Origin of the sequence: Pseudofrankia coriaricola (assembly GCF_001854805.1) — a bacterium.
GTDB lineage: Bacteria > Actinomycetota > Actinomycetes > Frankiales > Frankiaceae > Pseudofrankia.
Genome location: NZ_MBLO01000223.1, coordinates 157,933 through 180,122 on the forward strand (window position 1 = coordinate 157,933; position 22,190 = coordinate 180,122).

Sequence of the window (22,190 nt, forward strand, 5' to 3'; positions counted from 1 at the left end):
CGCACCGACAGCACCGGCTACGGGCAGCACCTCACTGCTCCTGGTGGAGCTGTAGGCAGTAGTCGACCGCGCGCCGGGCGCCATCGGGTACGGACCGGATCAAGGTCCATAGATGACAAACAGCGGCAGCGGGACAGGTGCCGAGGACTCCCTCGCGAGTGCCAGCGGGGGTCAGTGGCCGTCGTCGAGGACGACGATCCGGTCGCATGCGCGCACGGTGGACATACGGCCGGCGATGACGAGCAAGACCGGTTTGATTTGTCGGCACCCGCAGCACCGACACAGCTGGCCATCATGCCGACCGCCCAGTCGTCGAATCAGGCCAGGTCACAGGCCCAGGTCGAGTTCTGGCACCCCACGCCCAGCCGACGGGCAACTTTGTCAACGGTCCTCATCTATCTCGTCGACCAGGCACGCGAGGTAAAGACGGATTCCAGCGCGCGGATCGCGGATGGCGACCCCCAGCTGTTTTTCGATCTTGTCGAGGCGGTACACGAGGGTATTGCGGTGAACGTGCAGAGCGGCGGCGGCGCGGACCAGGTTGAAGCCCGACTCGCACCATGCCGCGATGGTATTTCGGATTGTGCGCCATTCGGCGTGATCCGGCAGCGGACCGGCGACAGCACGCACATACCTGTTTCGCGCGGCCGGCGGAACGGTCGCCAACAGGTCGGGGACGCGGACGTCGTCGATGTGCGCGACCCGGTCGTGGCGGCCAAGTCGACGCATGAGGTACAGGGTGTTTGTGGCGTCGCGATACGAGTCGTGGAGCCCGGACACCGAGGTCGCGTACCCTCCGACGCCGATCCTGCAGGTAACGGAGGAACTCGTCAGATCGCTGGCGAGGGCGCGGCAGGTCACCAGGAGACGTCGCGGCGGGTCCTCGGCGACGTTGCAGGGTCCGTCCCACGCTGGGGCGGTGGCGGGAAGTCGGTGGAGTACGACGAAGCGCCCTGAGGCAGTGGTGCCAATCAGGTCCTGGGCGTCGGGGAATGCCCGGTGCGCCGTTCTCAGGATAGCGGCCTGCAGCGTCGTGGGTTCCGGCGCCAGGGGGTCGTCGCCATGCGCGTCGACGTGGCTGGGATTACCAGCCACGTCGACGTCGATGACCACGACGGCCCGCGTCAACCGGAGGTCGTATCCCAGCTCGCTGGCCTTGAACGCGATGAAGTCCGGTTCGGTGACCTGGGGGTCGTAGTGAGCGAGATCGCGTATCAGGTCCTCGATCGCGCTCTTCCGCAGCAATCGTGACCGCAGCAGTAGGGACTCGCGCAGCAGGATCTCGGTCTGGTGACGCACAAGGCGGCCGAACCGCTCGACCTGGTCCGGCTCGCCGGTGATCCCGACGGTGCCGACGGGTTCTCGGTTGAGCATGATCGGAAGGGTTACGCCCGGCTGCACTCCCACGAGTTGGACCGCCGCGTCGGGACCGTGGCTGGTGGGTCGCAAGGTCCGCACGACCTCGAGGGACGCCTCGTGGAAGGAGCCGATCCGGTCGACGTCGCCGCTGCCGATAACGATCCCATCGTTGTCTGTGATCAGGACGTTAAAACCAATGACCGCGCTTGTTTCGCGCGCGATCTCCTGGGCGACCGAGGGTGTCAACATCGTCACTTCCGTGGACAGGCGCATCACAACTGTACGAACCATACATCCACCGACCTGATGGAAGGCGGTGGTTCGTTGGGTACGTCCAGTGACACCTGGACGACGGCCCTCTAGGGTGCCTCTAACACACGTCCCGTTGATTCCATCTGTGTCTTCCTGTGCGTCGTTCGTCAATAATCACTGAAAGGTGAAGATGCCCGTGCGCCCTCTTCGCGCCGCCCGGCTACGGCTGGCGGCCCTCGCCTGCGGACTGGCCACGACCGTGCTCATCACAGCCTGCTCGTCTTCGGACGGGAGCACTTCAACTGGGAGTTCTCCAGCCGCGAGCAACAGCCTTCCCACGATCAAGTCCGGAGTCCTTACGGTCGCTATCGAACCCTACGCTCCCTACACGGAGGCGAAGGGCGACACAATGGTCGGCTTCGACGCCGACATCATCAACGCCGTTGCCGCTCGACTCGGCTTGAAAGTGAAGGTCGAGGTCACCGACTTCGCGGGCATGCTCGCCGGGGTGCAGGCCGGCCGGTATGACATCACCGTGGGCGGCGTGGCCTGGACCAAGAAAAGGCAGGAGTCCGGCCTGTTTACGGATCCGCCGTACTATTCACCGCCGGCGATGGCGGTACGGTCCAGCAAGACCTACAAGAACGTCCAGGATCTCGAAGGGCTCAACCTCGGCACCGTCGAGGGCTACGTCTGGGTTCAGGCCATTCAGCAGGTGCCCGGCGCGAAGCTACACGTCTACCCGGACGCCAACGGGGTTCTCGACGACCTCGCGGCCGGCCGGATCGACGTGGGCTTTCTTGACCCGCTGATAATCCTGGCCGCCCAGAAGGCCCGGCCCGGAATGAATGTCACCACGGAGTACCTGACCCCGCCCAGCGACGCCGACGTGGCCGAGCATCCCGCATACGACTACTTCCGCCCCTACATGACCGGCTTCTACCTGCCGAAGAAAGCTTCGACCCTGGAAAAGGCCATCTCGGCGCAGATCCGGACGATGTACAGCGACGGCGAGCTGACGACGTTGGCGAAGAAGTACGGCGCGGACCCGGACCAGTTCCTCAAGCCGTCGCCGGGGATGGCCTCAGCTCGTACCGCCGTCGACCGCCCGGACGGCTGGGCACCACCATCCATCTGAGCCGTACAAGCGCGGCTGACTATCGAAGGAGATCCGATGCACCTGGCGTCCGGCCCATTCAAGGTCCCGTGGTCCGACTATTACGGAACGCTGTTCGACGGGTTGCAGCGGACCGTCGAGTACACTGTCGTCGGCTTCGCCGGAGCGGCCGCGCTCGGCCTGCTCGTAGCGCTCATGCGGGTGAGCACCGTGCGGCTGGTTCGGCTGCCGGCGACGGTGTACACGGAAGTCTTCAAGAACGTTCCGCTGCTTGCCATCATCTTCCTGACCTACTTCGGTCTCGGGTCGGTCGGCGTGCGGCTCAACGTGTTCGAGGCCGGGACGACCAGTCTCATCCTCTTCTACGCCGCCTACCTGTCCGAGACCTTCAGATCGGCAATCAGAGGCGTCCACCATGGGCAACGGGAGGCGGCCCAGGCGCTCGGGCTCCGGCGAGTGGACTCCTTCACCAGAGTGATCTTTCCGCAGGCGCTTCGGCTCGCCCTGCCGGGCACGAACACGATGCTCGTCGACCTGCTCAAGTCGACCTCCCTGTTGGTCACCATCTCCGCCGCGGAACTGATGTCCCAGGCCAGACTGATCACCTCGGCCACCTTTCGGGCGCTCGAGGTGTACCTGGTCATCGCGGGGGTCTACTTCGCGCTGTGCTACCCGCTGTCCCAGGGCCTGCTGTGGATTGAGCGGCGAGTGCACGCGGGCCTGCCGATCTCGCCGCGCAGACGGCGACTGCTACGCACCGCCGCGGCGCTGCTGACCGAGGAGGAGGCACTGGCGTGAACCGCATCGAAGCAGCGCTCGAAGCGCGCAAGGAGACCGGCGTCGCGACGAGCCCGTCAACCGAGGTAGCCGAACCCGCATCCAAAACCTTTGCCGACGCCGTGCCCGAGGAGAGCCAGTCCGCTGGCGCGACCCCCGTCGTGAGGATCGAGCACCTGTGCAAGTCGTTCGACGGGCGCGTGGTGCTCGACGCCATCGATCTGACCGTGCCCCGCGGCAAGATCCTTAGCATCATCGGTCAGAGCGGGGGTGGGAAGACCACGCTGCTGCGCTGTATCAACCTGCTGGAACGACCCGACCACGGGTCGATTCAGGTCAACGGCGAGGCGGTCTTCGCCGACGGCCGGGTGGTCTGTCCGGACCTGGCCGCGCTGCGGCGATCCGTGGGCATGGTGTTCCAGCGATTCAACCTGTTCCCGCACCTCACCGCGGTCGAGAACGTGATGCTCGCGCAGGTGCGGGCCGGGACACCCTCGCGGACGGCGCTGGAACGGTCCGTGAGTCTGCTGCGCCGGGTGCGTCTCGCCCACCGCGGGCTCGCCTACCCCGACCAGATGTCCGGCGGCGAACAGCAGCGGGTGGCGATCGCCCGTGCCCTGGCGCTCCGGCCATCCATCCTTCTCTTCGACGAGCCCACCTCCTCACTCGACCCGGAGTCGACGGTCGAGGTCCTGCAGGTCATGCGCGCACTCGCCCAGGACGGGATGACCATGATCCTGGTGACCCACGAACTCCCGTTCGCCCGCGGCGTGGCCGACTGGGTGGTGTTCGTCGACGGCGGCCGGATCGTCGAGCAGGGTCCGCCCGAGGAGATCTTCGACCGTCCTGGCCAGGAGAGGACGCGGGCATTCCTGTCCAACGAAGCCGCGGCCCAGCCCGATGCCTGAGATGGCCGCGCCGGCTCCGGGACTCGCGACGGACCAGTTCGACCAGGCAGATCCGGCCTCGGCCGCGCACAAGCGGATCCGGCAGGACAAGCCGGTCGTCGTGATCGGCGGCGGTGTCGTCGGCCTGTGTACGGCTCACTACCTGGCCGACGCCGGGGTGCCGGTCGTCGTGACCGAACGGGTCAAGCTGGCCTCCGGCGCGTCCTGGGCCAATGCCGGCTGGGTATGCCTGAGCCATTCCGCGCCGGTGCCCGCCCCCGGCGTGACCCGCTACGGGCTGCGGTCACTGGGACGCCCCGAATCACCTCTTTACCTGCGTCCCTCCGCCGACCCCAGGTTCCTCGCGTGGCTGTGGCGGTTCTGGCGTAGCACCGACGAACGCACGTTCCGGCGCGGCTACGCGGCGATCGCCGAGCTGAACCGGACGACGTTCGACCTGTTCGGCGGTCTCGCCGACGCCGGCGTCGAAACCACGCTGCGGCGTCCCGGGCTCGTGCACGCCTTCCTGTCCGCACAGGAAGCGTCGCGGTACCTCGAGATGCAACGGATGATGGCGGCCGGCCGGTATGAGGTGCCAGACGAGATCGTGCTCGGCGACGAAGCACACCGCCTCGACCCCGCACTGTCGCCGCAGGTGCAGGCGGCGTACCTGGTACGCGGTGAAGGCGTGCTCGACCCGCGCCGGCTGGTCGGGTCGCTCGCCACTGTCGTCCGCAAGGCCGGCGGCCAGATCCACGAAGGCGCCACCGTCGCCGGATTTCGCCGCTTGGCCGGCCGGGTCGCCGCCGTCCAGACCAGCATCGGCGAGATCGCCTGCAGCGCGGTCGTGATCGCGGCAGGCATGTGGTCCCACCGGCTGTTGCGGCAGTTGGGTCACCGACTCCCTTTGCAGGCGGGCAAGGGCTACAGTTTCGGCGTCGACCTCGACCCCGCCCCCCGGCACGCGCTGTACTTCGCCGACCGTCGGATCGTCGCGTCGCCGTTCGGGGCGGCGACCCGGCTTGCGGGAACGATGGAACTGTCGGGCGACAACCGGCAGCTGAACTGGCGGCGGATTATCGCGATCGCTCGCGGCAGCCGCCATTACCTCGGCCGCTGGTTCGACGATCACGAGGAGCTGCCCAGGCTGATCCACGACCCTTGGGTCGGCGGTCGCCCGCTGCTCCCCGACGGCCTCCCGGTGCTCGACCGGGTACCGGGTTACGACAATGCGTATGTCGCGACCGGGCACGGCATGTTGGGCGTCACCTTGGCACCGGCCAGCGGCCGGGCCTTGGCCGACTTCCTGCTCACCGGCCGGCGGCCCCAGGAGCTCGCGCCGTTCCGGTTCCGGTGACGCCGCGGACGCGCGCGGCGGTGCGCGCAAGGGTCGCCATCCACGCCGAAGGGAGGCAACGTGGCCTACCGCGCGACCGTGCGAGGTGAACGGTTCGTCTTCGCCGATCTTCGGGAGGTGATGGCGAAGGCGAACGAGGAGAAGTCAGGTGATCAACTAGCGGAGATCGCCGCGGGCTCCGCCCGGGAGCGCGTGGCGGCCAAGCTGGCATTGGCGGACGTACCACTATCCGAGATCGTGGCGAACCCGCTCGTCGACGACGCTGTCACCGACCTGATTCTGGCCAGTCACGACACGGTCGGCTTCCAGGCGATCGCCGCCTGTACCATCGGAGAGTTCCGAGAGATGATCCTCGCGCCCGGGTTCCCGGAAACCTGGGCCGCCGGCGGTTTGGCGCGGGCGGTCACTCCGGAGATCGCGGCCGCCGTCGCGAAAATCATGAGCGACAGGGACCTGATCACCGGGGCAAAACCATTGCGTACGGCCACCCGATGCCGCAACACGATGGGCGGGCCGGGGGTATTGGGGGTGCGGACTCAACCGAACCACCCCACCGACGACGTCGAAGGCATCCTGCTATCCGCCGTCGACGGGCTGCTCTACGGCTGCGGCGACGCGATGATCGGCGTGAACCCCGCCGCCGAGTCCGTCACGGGGACCGCCGCGATCCTGCGCGGCCTCGCCGGCCTGATCGACCACCTACATCTACCGACCCAGACCTGCGTGCTCGCCCACCTCACCACCCAACTCGCCGCTTTGGACGCAGGCGCCCCGGTCGACCTGCTGTTCCAGTCCGTCGCCGGAACCGAGGAAGCCAATCGCAGCTTCGGCATCAGCCTGGACCTGCTGGCCGAAGGCCGCGAGGCCGTACTCGCCCACCACCGCACCAGAGCGGGACAGTTCGTCGGCGAACAGGTCATGTACTTCGAGACCGGCCAGGGCAGCGCGTTGTCCGCGGACGCGCACCACAGCATCGACCAACTCACTGTCGAAGCCCGTGCGCACGGAGTCGCCCGCGCCTACGATCCGTTCCTCGTCAACTCGGTGGTCGGCTTCATCGGCCCGGAATACCTCGCGGACGCCCGGCAAATCATCCGGGCGGGATTGGAGGACCATTTCGTGGGCAAACTGCTCGGGCTTCCGATGGGGATCGATGTCTGCTACACCAACCACGTCGAGGCCGATCAGAACACCAACGACGATCTGTTCATCCTGCTTGCCGCCGCCGGATGCACCTTCGTCATGGGCGTCCCCGCCTCCGACGACGTGATGCTTGGTTACCAGTCCACCAGCTACCATGACGCCGCCGGGATACGGGAGTTGTTCGGCCTGTCGCCCGCGCCTGAGTTCACCACCTGGCTCACGGAGAAGGGACTACTACGCGACGGCCGGCTCACCGACCCCGCGGGCCAGCTCGCCGCCACCCTGGCCGGCGGCCTCGACGCCGCCCTGCTACAGGCCACACCCTCGGCGGCCATCGGCACTCACCACCCGAGGCGTCAACCGGGCGGAGCGATGTGACGACCCCCAGCCCATCTCGACCCCAGCCCCGGACTCCAGCTCCATCTCCGCCAGGCGCGGCGACCCCCACCAACATCGAGCCGGCTACCGGTAGTGCTGGCGTGGATGTCACCCAACTGGCGCGGCGCGTCCGCGCCGTCACCCCCGCCCGGATCTTCGTCGGACGCATCGGCACCTCCTACGGAACCGCCCAGCTGCTCGCTCTGCGCGCCGACCACGCCGCCGCTCGCGACGCCGTCACCGCCAACCTCACTCTCACCAGCGGCCCCCTCGCCCCGCTCGCCGAACGATATGGCCTGTTCGCCGTCGATTCCGCCGCGGACGACCGCACCCAATACCTTCGTCGCCCCGACAGGGGTCGACGGCTGTCCTCCATCGCACGCGACACCATCACCGCACGCTGCCCCCACGACACTGATCTACAGGTCGTCATTGGCGACGGGCTGTCCGCCGCCGCGATCGAGGCCCAGGTGCCCGGCCTGCTTCCACTCCTGCTGGACGCCGCGGACCAGGCCGGATGGTCGATCGGACAGACCTTCGCGGTCAACCACTGCCGCGTGGGGATCATGAACGACGTCGGTGAAATCCTCCATCCCAAAGCCGTCGTCCTACTCATAGGCGAGCGTCCTGGGCTGGCGACCGCGCAGAGCATGTCCGCCTACCTCGCCTGGCGGCCTCGCGCCCACCACACCGACGCCGACCGCAACCTCCTCTCGAACATCCACCCCCGCGGTATCGCCCACCCCGATGCGGTCAGCCGCATCATCGCGCTCATCCGGGCAATGCGCGCCACCGGCGCCAGCGGCATCACCCTCAAAGAACCAGACCGGCGCGGACCCCTCGATTCCGATTCGGTGGGGACCGCGCCGTGAACGGTATTGGGCCTCCGCCGCCAAGCGCCCGACCCCGAGCAGGCCGCCGCGGCTGTCCAGGACGCCCCGCGCGCGCCGCGCACCGCGAAGGCCATCGTCAGCAACATCACGCAGGACCGACGCATCGTGCGGCGCATCGCGGACGCCATGACCCCGTCCGGGTTGAGCGCGCGTGGTCGGCGATCGAACCGAAGAACCCCGACGGGACCGGCCAAGGCCCTGGCGGCCCTCCCGTCGCGGCCAGCCCGCCGCCGAAACCCACGGCAGCGGTGATCCGACGGGACCGGCCCGGCGGCCCGATCCACGAATACTGGCAGGAATCCTGATAGAGCCCTATTTCGGGCACCCATAGCCGCAGTATAGAGATCCCCGGTCAGACCGTGATCGGATATCGGCGGATAGGCATTTTTGGGTGCCCTGTCCTGGGTTCGGCCCTGATATGCGGTGCCGGGCCGGCACGGTCACCGCCGCGGGCATCCCACTGTTCCGCCGCATTGGGGCCGGGCACCGCACCAGCGGTGCACCCGAACGCCGACGGCCAGCGTGCGCTCGCGAAGTTCGCCAAACGGCGCGGGCTGTCGGCCAGTCAAGGTCAAAAGGCCTCCAGGAAATCGCGTATATGAGGATAAAGGCCGCGCCAGTCCCCCGGGCGCGGGTCGACGCGCGCCGCGTCGAGCCTGGCGTTATGATTGTTGCCATCCGAATTAAGCAGGAAGGGTCAGAGGAAAGAGGGAGCGCTATGACTCGATTGTCCGAGCAGCTGGCCGACCTCGCCACGCGCGCCAAGGCTGCCGAGGAGGCCGCGGACGCGGCTGAGAAGCAGGCCCGCGAGGAGCTGGAAACCAGAGTCGACCAAGCTCGTGCGAATGCCGAGCGGCACGCGAGCGAGCTTCGCGAAAAGGCCGCCGGCGCCGCCAGGGAGGCCTCCGACCGGTGGGGCGAGATCCAGGGCCGCTGGAAGGACCACGTGAGCGCCCTGCGCGCTGAGGCCCAAGAGAAGCGGGCCGAGCGCGACACCAACCGCGCCGAGCGGCGAGCGGAAAACTCCGAGGACGACGCTGTCTACGCGATCGACTTCGCCATGGCGGCCGTGGAAGAAGCCGAGTTCGCCGTCCTGGACGCGACCTTGGCCCGTGCCGACGCCGCCGCCGCTCAGGCCAGTTAGCCGCAGCCAGCTAGCCGCGACCATTCATGCCCGGACCAAGCGCCGGAGGTGAGGCGGCCCGGACTGCCGTTCGTTGACGCTCGTTCCCGAGCCCGCACCGGCGCCGACCGGACCCACATCTCACCCGCCATGGGTGACGAGTCGTTCCCCGTACGTGGCTACCATCCGTCAGAGCCGGCTTGTTCCCCCGCGAATGATGCCGCCACGTCGCGGAGCAGATGTTATGTGTGAATCATCGCCAATGGCTCGCATCATCAAGTCGGGTCGTCCCAAAATCCTCGACAACGGCTTCGGCGCGGTGCACGGACGGATGGTTCCGGGAGGGAATCCTTGACCGACAAGTGGACCGCCGTGCCGTATGAGGGATGGAGCGGGGGTGGATGTCCGGCGGGTGGTCTTGCGCGGCGGTCGTTCTTTCGGGGTGCCCTCGCCGCGGGCATCGTGGGAGCGGCGGGCGGGACCCTGGGCGGTCTCGACCTCGCCCGGACGGAGGCATCGGGCGGCGCCCAGCCGGGTGCCGGCACGATTCCGTTTCACGGCGACCATCAGGCGGGCATCGCCACTGATCCGCAGACGGTGGGAGCGTTCGCGTCCTTCGATGTGACCGCCGCCGACCGCAGCGAACTCGCGGATCTGTTTCGTGCCCTGACCGCCCGGGCCCGGTTCCTCACCGCGGGCGGAACGGGGCCTAAGCCGTCTCCAGGTGCACCCCCGCCGGACAACGGCATCCTGGGACCCGGTGTCGTGCCGGACGACCTCACCATCACCGTGGCCGTCGGCGCGACCCTGTTCGACAGCCGCTACGGACTCGGCGGGCGCAAACCAGTCCAACTCGTCTCGATGCGGCCTTTCCTCCACGACGACCTGGATCCGGCGCTATCCCAGGGCGACCTGCTGATACAGATATGCGCCAAGCACCGCGACACCACGGTGCACGCCACCCTCGACATCCTGGCCCACACCACAGGCGCCATGAAGCCGCGCTGGCGCCTGCACTGCCAGCGCAACCCGCCGCGTCCGGTCGGTATCCCGCGGGACTGGTTCGGCTTCAAAGACGGCATCACCAATCCCGACAGAACAAACACCGCCACGATGAACAAGGTGGTCTGGGTGCAGCCGAACACCGCCGAGCCCGCCTGGACGGCGGGCGGTACCTACCAGGTGGTGCGGATCGTCCACTTCGACCTCGAAGCCTGGCAGAAGGTGCCCGTGGCCCAGCAGGAGCGGATCTTCGGACGGCGCAAGGTCAGCGGCGCACCGATGTACGCCGTGTCCGACGACGCGTCGGACACCCTCGATCCCATCTACACCAACGACCCACAAGGCCTGATCACTGCCCTGAACTCGCATGTACGGCTGGCAAATCCGCAGACCCCCGAGACCGCGTCGACCAGCTCCATCCTGCGTCGCAGCTACGACTACGAGCGCAGTCCGGACGAGCAGGGTGGCCTCGATCTGGGACACGCGTTCTGCTGCTTCCAGCGTGAGCTCGACACCTACATCGCCATGCAGACCCGGCTGGAAGCCGAGGCCCTGGTGCCCTACATCAGCCCGAGGGGAGGGGGCTACTTCTTCGCCCTTCCGGGGGTGCGCGACGAACACGACTATTTCGCCCGCGGCCTCCTGGCCTGACCCCCGTCTCCCGCCGTGCCGGTCTCCCGCGCAGCCGGCCGCCCGGACCGAGTCGCCGCGACGCGAACAGGAGGTCGGATGCGTTCCCGTCCGCCAGCCCGAACCGCCACGACCGACCGGCACGCCGGCGATCGGCGCCGCCGCCGCACGGCGCTCCGCCCGGTCCTGGCGGCCGGCGTCAGCCTCCTGATCACATCGTGTAGCCCCGCCGGGTCAGCCGGTCCCTCCTCGGCTGGGACCTCGGTCGCGGACGCGGCCGCCAGCGGCCGCGTGTACGTCACCAACCAGCTCGACAACACCGTCTCGGTGATCGACGCCGGAACGAACAAGGTCGTCGCGACCGTGGCGGCTGGCGTCGGGCCCGAGGGGATCGCCCTCGCCCCGGACGGCCGGCACGCGTACATCGCCAATAGCGGATCGGCTCTGGTATCGGTCCTCGACACCCGCACCAACACGATCGTGGCGACCGTGCCTGTCGGCGCCAGTCCCTCCGGCGTGGCGCTGAGCCCGAACGGCTTGACCCTCTACGTCACCAACGGCGGGTCGAACAGCGTCTCGATCCTCGACACCCGCACCAACCGCGTAGCCGCCACCGTCGCGGTCGGCATCTCCCCGGTCAGCGTGGCGACCAGCCGCGACGGCGCCGTGGCCCTCGTCGCCAACAGCGGCTCGGGCACCGTATCGGTCATCGACACCCATACCCGTCGGGTCACCCGCACCCTGCCCGCCGGACGCTCCCCGGTCGGCGTCGCCGTGAACGCGGCCGCCTCGTTGGCATACGTCGCCAACGAGGCGACCGCAGGCGTCTCTGTCCTCGCACCCGGCACCAGCACGATCACTACCACCATCTCGCTCGGCGAAGGCCCCTTCGACGTCGCGCTCGCACCGGACGACCGCACCGCCTACGTGACAGTCCTCGGCCCCGGCGCCGTCGCTGTGATCGACACCCACAGCAACCGCGTCTCGGCGACTGTTCCCGTGGGTTCGCCGGGGACCGACCCGTTCAACCTTGACGTCACCTCCCACGCGATCTACGTCACCGAACAGGGCGCGGGCACCCTCACGGTCATCGACCAGAAGACCCTCAAGGTCATTGCAACGGTCACCGTCGGCAACAGTCCATACGGCGTAGCGGTGAGCCCTCAGCGCACGTAGAACCGAGCCCTCACCGGGACGACGAGCCGGGCCAGCCACGCTCGCAGCGCTGGGACAGCAGCGCCGTCTGGGCGCGGCGGACCGACGGTGCGGGTCGGCCACCTGGATCCGTTTGCGCTGGGCTTGCTGGCGATCAGGCCGTCCGCGTCGGGCAGCCGTCATCCAGCGTCGCCGGCTCGACGATCACGAGCCCGGCGCGCGCCCGCTTCGGTCAGGATCAGTTGACGATGTCGGCGAGGCGGTCGACCTGATCGGGGTCGGGGGACCAGCAGTAGACGATGGTCTCGTCGGCGCCGAGGTCGGCGAACCCCGCGATGGCGCCACGGATCTGTTGGGGGGTGGTGAGCCATGCCTCCAGGACCTGGCGGGCGTACTGGCTGGACCCGTAGTAGTGGGCGATGGCCGCTCGCCCTTCTTCGAGCACGGTGTCCGGCCCGAGCGCGGCGTTGACTTGGCCGACCATCCGAGGCCGACCCGCCCGGCCGGCCTGGTCCCATTCCTTTTCGACGGTGCGCAGCAGGCCGTCGGCGTGGGCCGGCGGGGTGGCGCAGAGAAAGCCGTCGCCCCACCGGGCAATCCGGGCGAGGGCAGCGGCGGTGAACCCGCCGAACAGCACCTGCGGGCCGCCGCGACGGGTGGGCGCCGGGCCGACGAAACCGAGCCCCGGCCGGGCGGCCTCGCCGGCCCAGATGCTCCGCAGGATCGGCATCTGTTCGTCGAGTCGCCGTCCGCGCCGGTGGAAATCGGCACCTATAGCGCAGTAGTCATCCTCCCACGCACCCAGTCCGATACCGAGGGTGAGCCGGCCGCCGGAAATGCGGTCAAGGGTCGCCGCCTGCTTCGCCAGCAGGACGGGCTCCCGCAACGGCGCGAGCAGTACCTCGGTCTGGACGCGGATCCGCGTCGTGGCCCCGATGATCGCGGCGAGCGTCACCAATGGCTCCGGGTTGTCGTACACGACCCGGTCAAGGAGCCCGACGGTGCTGAAGGGGCCGGCATCGGCGCGCCGAGCCCAGTCCAACAGGGACGGCGGATCGCCGATCGGCAGGCCGAGACCTACATCCATGAGTTCTACCTCCACCCGCGGAACCAGGAACCGGCGGCGTACCCTTCCGCGGCGCTCGTTCCGGCGATCCCGGGCTCACGAGTCCGGGAAAAGGGGCCAGCCCGCCATAAGGCCGCCGTCGACCGTGAGGACATGACCGGTGATATAGCCCGCCTTGTCCGAGCCTAGGAACTGGACGGCCTCGGCGATCTCCTCCGGCGTGCCCGCCCGGTGCAGCGGCAGCACCGAGTCGACCGCGTCACGCGCGCTGTCAGTGCCGGTGAACCGCTCGTACATCCCGGTCCTGGTAAACCCTGGGGCGATGGCATTGACCCGGATACCGTGAGCGGCGCCTTCGAGGGCAGCCGCCTTCGTGATGCCGACGACCGCGTGTTTGCTGCCGACGTACACGGCCGCATCGGGGTAACCCATCAGACCAAATGCGGAGCTGGCGTTGACGATACTGCCTCCGCCCTGCTCCCTCATGGCCCGGAACTCGTGCTTCAAACACTGCAGGGTACCCTTGACGTTCGTATCGAAGACCGACTGGTAACTCTCGTCGGTCATCTCGGTCACCGAGCCGGGTGTTCCTTCGATGCCGGCGTTGTTGAAGGCAACATCGATCCGTCCGAACCTGACGATCGCGCGGTCGGCGATGTTCTTCACCTCCGCGTCGCAACGAACGTCGGCACACACGAACTCGACCTGGGCACCAAGATCGCCGAGCTCTCCGGCAAGCTGCTCGCCGGCGTCCATGTGGCGGCCTGAGACGACAAGATTTGCACCCTCACGGGCATACGCGAATGCGGCGGCGCGGCCGATACCCGTGAGCGCACCCGTAATAACGACAACGGGAACAGACAACCTCAAGACCCCTTTCCAATCACCTGACAGTCCGTTCCCGCTGGCGAAGGATCTAAGCGCACAACTCCGTCTGCCGAGCTCGTTTCTCGGCAGGACCTCGGCCTGTGGATGAGCGCCTTCGCCCACACCGAGTTCGAGGCGGTCCAGCTCATCCCGGCCGTCCTGCTTACGCAGTTCATGCCGTGTGGCATCCTGACCCCCAACACGAGATGATCCCCGTCCTCTATGAGATCAGCATCGTCATGCCCATGTCCTACGTGGTCGACGCCTCGACGGAGATCCCGAGGGCGGTGACGTAGTCACGCGAACTCACCGGGAGTGGTCATGACAGTGAAACTGAACCGGAGGTCCTACGAGCACGCTCGAGCCCTGATCGAGAATCGGCGGGTGGTGCTGGACGACGGGGACGACTGGAGCGAGCACCGGCCGTCAGTGCGGCGGGAGAACGAGTTCCTCGATGAACACGGTTTCGAGGAGTACCAGAAGTGGTTCCTGGGCATCGACGACGAGGCTGGCGAAAATCGGAAGGCCCGGTACAGGTTCTCTTGCGGAGACTTCGAGAACGTCGACCGGTGCGGCGTCCTGTCAGCCGAGTCGAGGGCCGGACAGTGCGGTCATCTCGACATCGAACACGCCGCGGCCCACCTTCATGGAATGCTCGACATGGCACGCGCCGGATAGGCGGCGACGTCGGGGCAGGCGCCGGGACGGCCGGTGGCTCGCCACTTCGTGCGGCTCGCCACGTGAAAAACGATCCTCACAGGAGGCCCGCTATGCCGGTGATCGGTGTGACCAGGTTCGTGCGCTTTTTCCGGATCGCCGCCGGACTGGACATCGACAAGAACGACCTGAAGCGCTACAGCGACTTCGTCAACGACAAGATCTACGATCTCCTCCTCATGGCGCAGGCCACCGCGAAGGCCAACAGCCGAGATGTCATCCAGCCGTGGGACCTGCCCATCACCAAAGGTCTCCAGGAGAGCACCCACCGGTTCCGCGATCTCGATGAGGAGATCGAGCTGCGTCCCATCCTGGAAATGATCGCGGCTCGGCCCCCGCTGGACGCGGCCCTGAGCGACGAGACGACCGACCGCCTTCCCCTGATCGTCGGTGGACTCAGCCTCGCGCTCGCCAAGGCCTTCACGATCATCGAGCCCGGCGTCAAGCAGCCCGCGACCGAGGAATGGGAACGAGCCCGCCGGACCTTCGACCTCCTGCTCTGAGGTAACGGTCGGTCTGACGTGGCGGTCGTCGGGGTGGCCAGAAGGCCCGTCTGGTCGGCAGAGCGAGGTTCGGCGGAAACCCGGCGACCCGCCGATCGCGCCCCGATCTTGTGGGTGGCGAGCGTGCCTCGTTGCAGCTCAGGGGCAGCTCCCTCGGTGATGCCCCCGGTGGGGACCTTTCGTAAACGCATTGCCACTTTCGTAAACGCATTGCCAGCAGCGGCGGTCGTGGCACCGCCTCCTGCGGGGGACGCCTCGGCGACGGCGTGGCCTGCGGGAACGCCCGCAGTGTCGATCGCCCGACCGAGGGCACGCCACGCGAACGCTGTGCCCGGGAGGCGGCCCACAGCGACCATGTCAGATATCCCCTGGGCTGGGCTGTCAAGCGGGCTGGGACAGGTAGATCTCGGCGTCCGGGCCGCGGCGATATCGGCGTCCGTCCGTTCGCCGGAGGTCGGCAGGCGAACCTCGATGTCGTTGGCGACCGCCGTCACCCCGCGTACCCGCTTACCGCGTTCTCGGCTAGCCACTTCTTCGTGTAGGTGTCCACCCAGCCAGTCAGCGTCACCACGCCGCCCTTGACGATGACGCCGATCTCGTTGGGCTGCACCGGGGCGTCCCACTTCAGCTCTTCGAGAACATCCTGCTGTATTTGCTCGTCAGTTCGAGCTGCCGCTGCGGTGGTCACCTGTCCTCGCTCTCCGTCACCGCGCCGGCCGGACATCATCGCAAGGAGTTGATCTGACACTATCCGGTCGCAGCCGTGGGTCGGTTCAGGAAACCGGGGCGGCGACTGGCCGTGTACTGGCTCAGATGCCAGGCTTTGTCGCATATATCAGGTCCAGCATTCCATGCAGGTGGGCAGCGGCCTGCTCGATGTCGAGGTACTTGTACTGCCCGGCTCTGGACTCGGCGGTCAGGACGCCGCAGCGGTGCACGTTCTCGAAGTCACCGTACGGGAACTTGTAACGACCCTTCCGATCTTCACCGACCTCGTCATCGATCCCTAGATACCACTTCTTATATTCACCGAAGCCGTGCTCGTCAATGAATCTGTTCTCCTGCGCGGCGGACGGCTGGTGCTCGCTCCAGTCATCCCTGCCGTCCAGCACCACCTTCCGATCTTCGACCAGTTTCCGGGCGTGCTCGTAGGATCTACGATTCAGCTTCACCGACATGATTATGATCTTCCTTCACCGACATGAGTATGATCTTCCTTGCGTCCAAGGTCAGCGGATGACCACCCGCCGCCGGTTCGCAGGGCCGGGGTAGTGGGACGCCCGATCTTTCGACGCGTGGTTGGCGGCGAATCGTCCCGGTGGCCAGTGTGAAACAGTCACCCCCGCTGCGCAACAGGTGGAGGTTCCCGAGATCATCCGATCGGTCGGGATTAAGATGCGGGCGCATCGGTACCAGCACCGGCAGGGAAGCGTGTCGGATATCGAGGCATAACATTGATAACGGGGTCGTATCCAGAGTTTTAGACGTCGGCCGCCAGCGGACTGTGGGAGTGTTGTTTCCTTCAGTCGGTGGTGGGCATCAACCGAATCTTGCCGCCGAGTGGGCAGGGGGCAGCGTCGTGTCGAATCGTCTGTTCCGTGACCGCCGGGACGCCGGCCGATATCTGGCTGGTTTGCTGGCGCAGTACCGGGGCCGTCCCGATGTGCTGGTCCTGGGGCTCCCCCGCGGTGGGGTGCCGGTCGCCTACGAGGTTGCCAACGATCTCGGCGCGCCGCTCGACGTGTTCGTTGTGCGCAAGCTGGGGGTCCCGGACCACGAAGAAGTGGCGATGGGCGCGATGGCCAGCGGTGGGGTACTGGTCCTCAACGACGACGTTGTCCGCGGTCTGAACCTCTCCCCGGAGGTGATCCAGCGGGCGGCGGAGGAGGAGGGCCGGGAGGTGCTGCGCCGGGAACAGGCCTACCGGGAAGGCCGGCCGATGCCGGACGTGGCGGCCAAGACCGTCATCCTCGTCGACGACGGCCTGGCCACGGGCGCGAGTATGCGCGCCGCCGTCCAGGCTCTGCGGCAGCACCAGCCGGCCCGGATCGTCGTCGCCGTGCCGGCGGCACCCTCCTCCACCTGCCGCGAGCTGGAGGCGCTGGCGGACGAGGTGGTGTGCGCGACAACGCCGTCGCCGTTCTTCGCGGTCGGGCAGTCCTACTGGGACTTCACCCAGACCACCGACGAGGCGGTGCGCGGCCTGTTGCGCGCGGCGGCGACGTCCCGGCTTCCCGAGGGAGCCGGGGTGTATCGCACGGAGGCGGCCGTCGTCCGGTCCGAGATTGTGCCGGTCCAGGACGGCGTCCCGGCCGACGACGTCCTGTTCGACCTGGTCGGTGATGCCGATGTGGTGTTGATCGGGGAAGCGTCGCACGGCACCTACGAGTTCTACGCCGCCCGCGCCGCGATGACTCGGCGGCTGATCGAGGAGAAGGGGTTCTGCGCGGTGGCGGCCGAGGCGGACTGGCCGGACGCCTACCGGGTGAACCGGTTCGTCCGCGGTCACAGCGAGGATGTGACCGCCGCGGAGGCGTTGCGTGGCTTCGAACTTTTCCCGACCTGGATGTGGCGTAACACCGTCGTACTCGACTTCGTCGGCTGGCTCCGTGAGCGCAACGACCGGTTCGGCGCCGAAGAACGAGCCAAGGCCGGTTTCTACGGACTCGACCTGTACAGCCTCTACCGTTCCATCCAGGAGGTCGTCGCCTATCTGGACCGGGTCGACCCGGCCGCCGCCAGGCGTGCCCGCGAGCGGTACGCCTGCCTCGACCACTACGGCGGTGACGGTCAGGTCTACGGCTACGCCGCCGCATTCGGCGCCGGCGACACCTGCGAGCGGCAACTGGTCGACCAGCTCGTCGACCTGCAGCGGCACGCCGCCGATTACACCGTGCACGACGGACCGCTCGCCGCGGACGACTTCTTCTACGCGCAGCAGAACGCCCGCACTGTCAGGTCCGCGGCCGACTACTACCGATCCATGTTCACCGGCCGGGTCTCCTCCTGGAACCTGCGCGACTGGCACATGGCCGACACCCTGGACGCGCTGCGCGCCCACCTAGGCCGGCAACGCACCACCCCAGCAAAGATCGTCGTATGGGCGCACAACTCCCACGTCGGGGACGCCACCGCGACCGAGGTCGCGACCCGCGGCGAACTCACCCTCGGCCAGATCGCCCGCGCCCGCCACCCCGGCGACTGCCGGCTGGTCGGCTTCACCACCTACACCGGCACCGTGACCGCCGCCAGCGACTGGGACGCCCCGGCCGACCGTAAACGGGTCCGCCCAGCGCTTCCCGACAGCCTGGAGGAACTGTTCCACGAGGTCGGCGAGAAGGAGTTCCTCGTACCGCTCGGCTCCGCCGAATGGGCCGCCAAAGTACTGACCTCGGCCCGGTTGGAACGCGCCATCGGCGTGATCTACCGCCCCGACACCGAACGGTCCAGCCACTACTTCCGCGCCCGGGCCGCCGACCAGTTCGACGCCATCATCCATATCGACGAGACCCGCGCGGTCGAACCGCTCGAACGCACCGCCCGCTGGGACAGCGGCGAACCGTCGGAGACCTACCCGTTCGCCGCGTGACAGCTGACCGCGTCGGACGGCGCACCGTGGAGATCCCCCGGCCGGGCAAGCCGCTGTTCCCGGGTGGCATCACGAAGGCGCAGCTGGCCGGCTACTACGCGCAGGATCGCCGAGGTGATGCTGCCGCATCTCGCCGGCCGACCGCTCAACCTTGAACGCTACCCGGACGGCATCCACGGTCAGCGGATCATCCAGCAGCGCGCCGGCACCCACTTCCCCGCCTGGATCTGCCGGGTCACCGTCCCGAAGGAGCTGGGCACCGTCCGGTTCGCGCGGCAACCACGTTGTGGTCCCGCTGTGCCGCCGAGCCGGGTTCGATGTGGTCCGCCGGTTCGCGCGGGACGTGGCACGGGTCGCGGCGGCGCACGACCCCTGGCGGCTTACCGTCGAGCAGCGTAAGACGGCCCTGCCCGGCCGGCTGCAGCGTGGCGGCGATCCCTGGCAGGCCATCTTCTCCCACGTCGGCGCGGCCCGTCGCGGACTGGACGAGATCCTCAGGGACACCAAGTCCACCTGCTCCGCAACGGCGATGGACGGGCCGGGACCCCTTCCGATCGGCCGGGATCCCTCCGCGCGGTTTTGCGCCGCGCCCGCAGCGGGAACGGGATTTAGTGGCGAAACGCTCGACGGGCCGAACCGGTTGGGCCGATATCGGGCAGTGTGGCGGACTGCGTCTGGCTCACACCAGGGCGACCCTGCTGACCCGGACAATCGCGGGCCCTCGGCGTCGAAACATTCGACCCGGCCCGTTCAGCTCGTTCCCCGAAGGGGCACGCAATGGCGAAGGCAGTCGGTATTGATCTGGGTACGACCAACTCGGTGATCGCCGCGTGGGAGGGCGGTGCGGCAAGAGTCATTCCGAACGCGGAGGGTTCGCGGACGACTCCGTCGGTGGTGGCGTTCGCGGAGAGCGGTGAGCGGCTGGTCGGGCAGCTGGCCAGGCGGCAGGCGATCCTCAACCCGAAGGCGACGATCTACTCGGCGAAGCGGTTCATCGGCCGGCACTACGACGAGATCAGCGAAGAGGCCAAGGCGGTCACCTTCGACGTCGTCGCGGGCCCCGGTGGCGCGGTCCGCTTCACGGTGCGGGACAAGCTGTACTCGCCGGAGGAGATCAGCGCGCTGGTGCTGCGCAAGCTCGCCGATGACGCCGCGAAGAACCTTGGCGAGAAGGTCACCGAGGCGGTCGTCACCGTGCCCGCCTACTTCAACGACGCGCAACGCACCGCCACCAGGGACGCGGGCCGGATCGCCGGTCTGGAGGTACTGCGGATCATCAACGAGCCGACCGCGGCTGCGTTGGCGTACGGGCTGGACAAGCGCGGCCACGAGACCGTGCTGGTCTTCGACCTCGGCGGGGGCACCTTCGACGTCAGCATCCTGGACGTCGGCGACGGCGTGGTCGAGGTCCGGGCCACGGCCGGCGACAGCCACCTGGGTGGCGACGACTTCGACCGCCGTCTGGTCGACCATCTCGCCGACGAGTTCCAGCGGGACCAGGGCGTCGATGTGCGCCGGGATCCGCAGGCGTTGCAACGCCTGTTCGAGGCTGCGGAGAAGGCGAAGGTCGAGCTGAGCTCGGTGACGCAGACCCAGGTGAACCTGCCGTTCATCACCGCGGACGCGTCCGGGCCGAGGCACCTGACCACCGCGGTCATGCGGTCGACGTTCGAGCAGATCACCGTCGATCTGGTGGAGCGGACGATGGGACCGGTCACCCAGGCGATGGAGGACGCCAAGGTGACCGCCGACGACCTCGACGAGGTAATCCTCGTCGGTGGCGCGACCCGGATGCCGGCGGTGCAGACACGGGTCCGTCGGCTGACCGGCGGCAAGGAACCGAACATGAGCGTCAACCCCGACGAGGTCGTCGCGCTGGGCGCGGCGATCCAGGCTGGGGTGCTCAAGGGCGAGGTCTCCGACGTGCTCCTGCTCGACGTCACCCCGCTGTCGCTGGGCGTCGAAACCCGCGGCGGCCTCATGACGAAGATCGTCGAACGGAACACGACGATCCCGGTTCGGCGCTCAGAGGTGTTCTCGACCGCGGAGGACAACCAGCCGGCTGTGGACATTGTGGTGCTGCAGGGGGAGCGGGAGCGGGCCGCGGACAACCGGGTGCTCGGCCGGTTCCGCTTGGAGAACATCCGGCCGGCGCCCCGGGGCGAGCCGCAGATCGAGGTCACGTTCGACATCGACGCGAACGGCATCCTCAATGTCACCGCCCGCGACTCCGACACCGGCGCGCAGCAGTCCATCACGATCAGCGAGACCTCCAACCTGCCCAAGGACGAGGTCGAACGGATGATTTCCGAAGCGGAGCGGCACCGGAACGAGGACCAGGCCCTGCGGGCGGCGATCGACGCCCGCAACGAACTGGACTCGGTCGCCTACCAGGTCGAGCGGCTGCTGGCCGACCTCGGCGACGCCGCACCGCCGCACGAGAAGGCCCGCGCCGGGATGCTCGTCGCCGACGCCCGGCAGGCCGTCAAGGAGGAGGCGCCGCTGGACCGGGTCCGGTCGCTGAGTTCGGACCTGCAGCAGGTCTACCACGGCCTCGCGGCCAGCCGAACCGGCCCGACCGGCCCCGGCCCGACCGGCCCCGCTCCTGGCGCCCCCGGAAAGCAGCCTCCGCCCGCCGGCGGACCGACCGACGCGGACGATGTCATCGACGCCGACTTCGACCGTGGCTGATCGCGTGATGTCGACCGAGGGGCAGCAGCGCCCGCAGGACGCCTCCACCGAGGTGCCCACCGTCGCAACCGAAGCACGCGCCGCCGAGGCTCCGGCCGGCGACGCGGCCCGCGACGCTGGCTCGGCCGCCGCCGGCCGGGTGGGCGAGTTGGAGGACCGCTGGCGCCGGGCTGCCGCCGACCTGGAGAACCTGCGCAAACGGTTCGCCCGGGAGGTGGAGCGGGACCGTGAGGCCGAGAAGGCCCGCATCGCCCGCGCCTGGCTGCCGGTGCTCGACCACCTCGAACTCGCGCTCGCCAACGCCGACGCCGACCCCCGCTCGATCGTGGCGGGCGTCCGGGCCGTGCGGGACCAGGCCGTCGACGTGCTGGACCGGCTCGGCTATCCACGCCACGACGAGGTAGGGGTGCCGTTCGACCCGGCCCGGCACGACGCGCTGAGCGTGGTCGAGGAGCCCGGCATGCCGCCCGGCACGGTGGTGGACGTGGTGCGCCCCGGCTACGGCGACGGCGGCCGGCAGTTGCGCCCCGTCGGCGTCGCCGTCAGCCGACCACCAGCCGACGATGCCGACGGCGGGCAACGGTCCCCGGCCCGGCCCGGCTCCCCGCAGGAGCGGGCGCCAGGCCCGCAGGGCCGGGAGCCGGGCCGCGGAGGGCGTGACGCCAGCGGATCCGCGGAGTGACC

General features: G+C 68.4%; 20 protein-coding genes and 1 pseudogene. 16 read left to right on the forward strand and 5 right to left on the reverse strand.

Translation table 11 applies throughout. From position 1 onward, the window contains the following. Positions 1–381: 381 nt before the first annotated feature. Positions 382–1,782, reverse strand: coding sequence for a CdaR family transcriptional regulator (locus tag BCD48_RS27790; RefSeq protein ID WP_198543418.1), 1,401 nt, complete (start codon positions 1,780–1,782; stop codon positions 382–384). Between the two features lie 25 nt (positions 1,783–1,807). On the opposite strand from BCD48_RS27790, the gene BCD48_RS27795 reads away from it, so the two are divergent. From BCD48_RS27795 to BCD48_RS27840, 9 genes are all read left to right on the forward strand, one after another. Further along, positions 1,808–2,749 carry a substrate-binding periplasmic protein gene (locus BCD48_RS27795; RefSeq protein ID WP_198543419.1) on the forward strand — a complete coding sequence of 314 codons (942 nt, stop codon included), beginning with the start codon at positions 1,808–1,810 and terminating at the stop codon, positions 2,747–2,749. 36 nt (positions 2,750–2,785) lie between these two features. Next, positions 2,786–3,526: an amino acid ABC transporter permease gene (locus BCD48_RS27800; RefSeq protein WP_071051339.1), complete on the forward strand. Its 741-nt coding sequence runs from the start codon at positions 2,786–2,788 to the stop codon at positions 3,524–3,526. Beyond that, positions 3,523–4,413: an amino acid ABC transporter ATP-binding protein gene (locus BCD48_RS27805; protein WP_283240620.1), complete on the forward strand. Its 891-nt coding sequence runs from the start codon at positions 3,523–3,525 to the stop codon at positions 4,411–4,413. The genes BCD48_RS27800 and BCD48_RS27805 overlap by 4 nt, the downstream gene beginning before the upstream one ends. Then, on the forward strand, positions 4,406–5,749 hold the full coding sequence (locus BCD48_RS27810; protein WP_198543420.1) for an NAD(P)/FAD-dependent oxidoreductase: 1,344 nt from the start codon (positions 4,406–4,408) through the stop codon (positions 5,747–5,749). Before BCD48_RS27805 ends, BCD48_RS27810 begins: the two co-directional genes overlap by 8 nt. 60 nt (positions 5,750–5,809) lie before the next feature. After that, on the forward strand, positions 5,810–7,270 hold the full coding sequence (gene eutB, locus BCD48_RS27815) for an ethanolamine ammonia-lyase subunit EutB (protein WP_071051340.1): 1,461 nt from the start codon (positions 5,810–5,812) through the stop codon (positions 7,268–7,270). A gap of 101 nt (positions 7,271–7,371) precedes the next feature. Further along, positions 7,372–8,142: an ethanolamine ammonia-lyase subunit EutC gene (eutC, locus tag BCD48_RS27820; protein WP_071051341.1), complete on the forward strand. Its 771-nt coding sequence runs from the start codon at positions 7,372–7,374 to the stop codon at positions 8,140–8,142. 739 nt (positions 8,143–8,881) lie between these two features. Then, positions 8,882–9,307 (forward strand): hypothetical protein, encoded by a 426-nt coding sequence (locus BCD48_RS27830; RefSeq protein ID WP_071051343.1) that lies wholly within the window; start codon positions 8,882–8,884, stop codon positions 9,305–9,307. A 330-nt stretch (positions 9,308–9,637) separates the two neighbouring features. Further along, positions 9,638–10,939, forward strand: coding sequence for a Dyp-type peroxidase (locus BCD48_RS27835; RefSeq protein ID WP_116271686.1), 1,302 nt, complete (start codon positions 9,638–9,640; stop codon positions 10,937–10,939). Positions 10,940–11,017: 78 nt separating this feature from the next. Then, a complete protein-coding gene (locus tag BCD48_RS27840) occupies positions 11,018–12,094 on the forward strand; it encodes a YVTN family beta-propeller repeat protein (RefSeq protein WP_071051344.1) in 1,077 nt (358 codons plus the stop codon). Positions 12,095–12,311: 217 nt separating this feature from the next. On the opposite strand, the gene BCD48_RS27845 is transcribed toward BCD48_RS27840, so the two are convergent. Next, positions 12,312–13,160 carry an LLM class flavin-dependent oxidoreductase gene (locus BCD48_RS27845; RefSeq protein ID WP_071051345.1) on the reverse strand — a complete coding sequence of 283 codons (849 nt, stop codon included), beginning with the start codon at positions 13,158–13,160 and terminating at the stop codon, positions 12,312–12,314. Between the two features lie 75 nt (positions 13,161–13,235). Next, positions 13,236–14,003: an SDR family NAD(P)-dependent oxidoreductase gene (locus BCD48_RS27850; RefSeq protein ID WP_071051346.1), complete on the reverse strand. Its 768-nt coding sequence runs from the start codon at positions 14,001–14,003 to the stop codon at positions 13,236–13,238. Between the two features lie 387 nt (positions 14,004–14,390). Here BCD48_RS27850 and BCD48_RS27855 point away from each other — a divergent pair, with 387 nt between their 5' ends. Together BCD48_RS27855 and BCD48_RS27860 are read left to right on the forward strand one after the other, a co-directional pair. Further along, positions 14,391–14,684 (forward strand): hypothetical protein, encoded by a 294-nt coding sequence (locus BCD48_RS27855; protein WP_241842028.1) that lies wholly within the window; start codon positions 14,391–14,393, stop codon positions 14,682–14,684. Between the two features lie 92 nt (positions 14,685–14,776). Continuing rightward, positions 14,777–15,226, forward strand: a complete 450-nt coding sequence (locus BCD48_RS27860; protein ID WP_071051347.1) for a DUF1931 family protein — start codon at positions 14,777–14,779, stop codon at positions 15,224–15,226. Positions 15,227–15,716: 490 nt separating this feature from the next. On the opposite strand, the gene BCD48_RS27865 is transcribed toward BCD48_RS27860, so the two are convergent. Together BCD48_RS27865 and BCD48_RS27870 are read right to left on the reverse strand one after the other, a co-directional pair. Further along, a complete protein-coding gene (locus BCD48_RS27865; RefSeq protein ID WP_198543421.1) occupies positions 15,717–15,914 on the reverse strand; it encodes a BON domain-containing protein in 198 nt (65 codons plus the stop codon). 121 nt (positions 15,915–16,035) lie between these two features. Beyond that, positions 16,036–16,404, reverse strand: a complete 369-nt coding sequence (locus BCD48_RS27870) for a hypothetical protein (protein WP_071051348.1) — start codon at positions 16,402–16,404, stop codon at positions 16,036–16,038. A gap of 401 nt (positions 16,405–16,805) precedes the next feature. Between BCD48_RS27870 and BCD48_RS27875 the strand changes: the two genes are divergently transcribed. The 5 genes and pseudogenes from BCD48_RS27875 to BCD48_RS47360 all read left to right on the forward strand — a co-directional run bounded on the left by BCD48_RS27875 (position 16,806) and on the right by BCD48_RS47360 (position 22,188). Continuing rightward, positions 16,806–18,815: an erythromycin esterase family protein gene (locus BCD48_RS27875; RefSeq protein ID WP_071051349.1), complete on the forward strand. Its 2,010-nt coding sequence runs from the start codon at positions 16,806–16,808 to the stop codon at positions 18,813–18,815. Positions 18,816–18,878: 63 nt separating this feature from the next. Then, a pseudogene (gene ligD / locus BCD48_RS56875) lies at positions 18,879–19,049 on the forward strand (non-homologous end-joining DNA ligase LigD); the annotation flags it as partial. After that, entirely contained in the window at positions 18,967–19,638 is a 672-nt protein-coding gene (ligD, locus tag BCD48_RS56880; protein ID WP_491677177.1) for a non-homologous end-joining DNA ligase LigD, read from the forward strand. The pseudogene ligD (BCD48_RS56875) and the gene ligD (BCD48_RS56880), both read left to right, overlap by 83 nt. Next, complete coding sequence (gene dnaK / locus BCD48_RS27880) at positions 19,593–21,506, forward strand: molecular chaperone DnaK (RefSeq protein WP_071051350.1); 1,914 nt, start codon at positions 19,593–19,595, stop codon at positions 21,504–21,506. Before ligD (BCD48_RS56880) ends, dnaK begins: the two co-directional genes overlap by 46 nt. A gap of 7 nt (positions 21,507–21,513) precedes the next feature. Beyond that, a complete protein-coding gene (locus tag BCD48_RS47360; protein WP_083419302.1) occupies positions 21,514–22,188 on the forward strand; it encodes a nucleotide exchange factor GrpE in 675 nt (224 codons plus the stop codon). Positions 22,189–22,190: the final 2 nt, after the last annotated feature.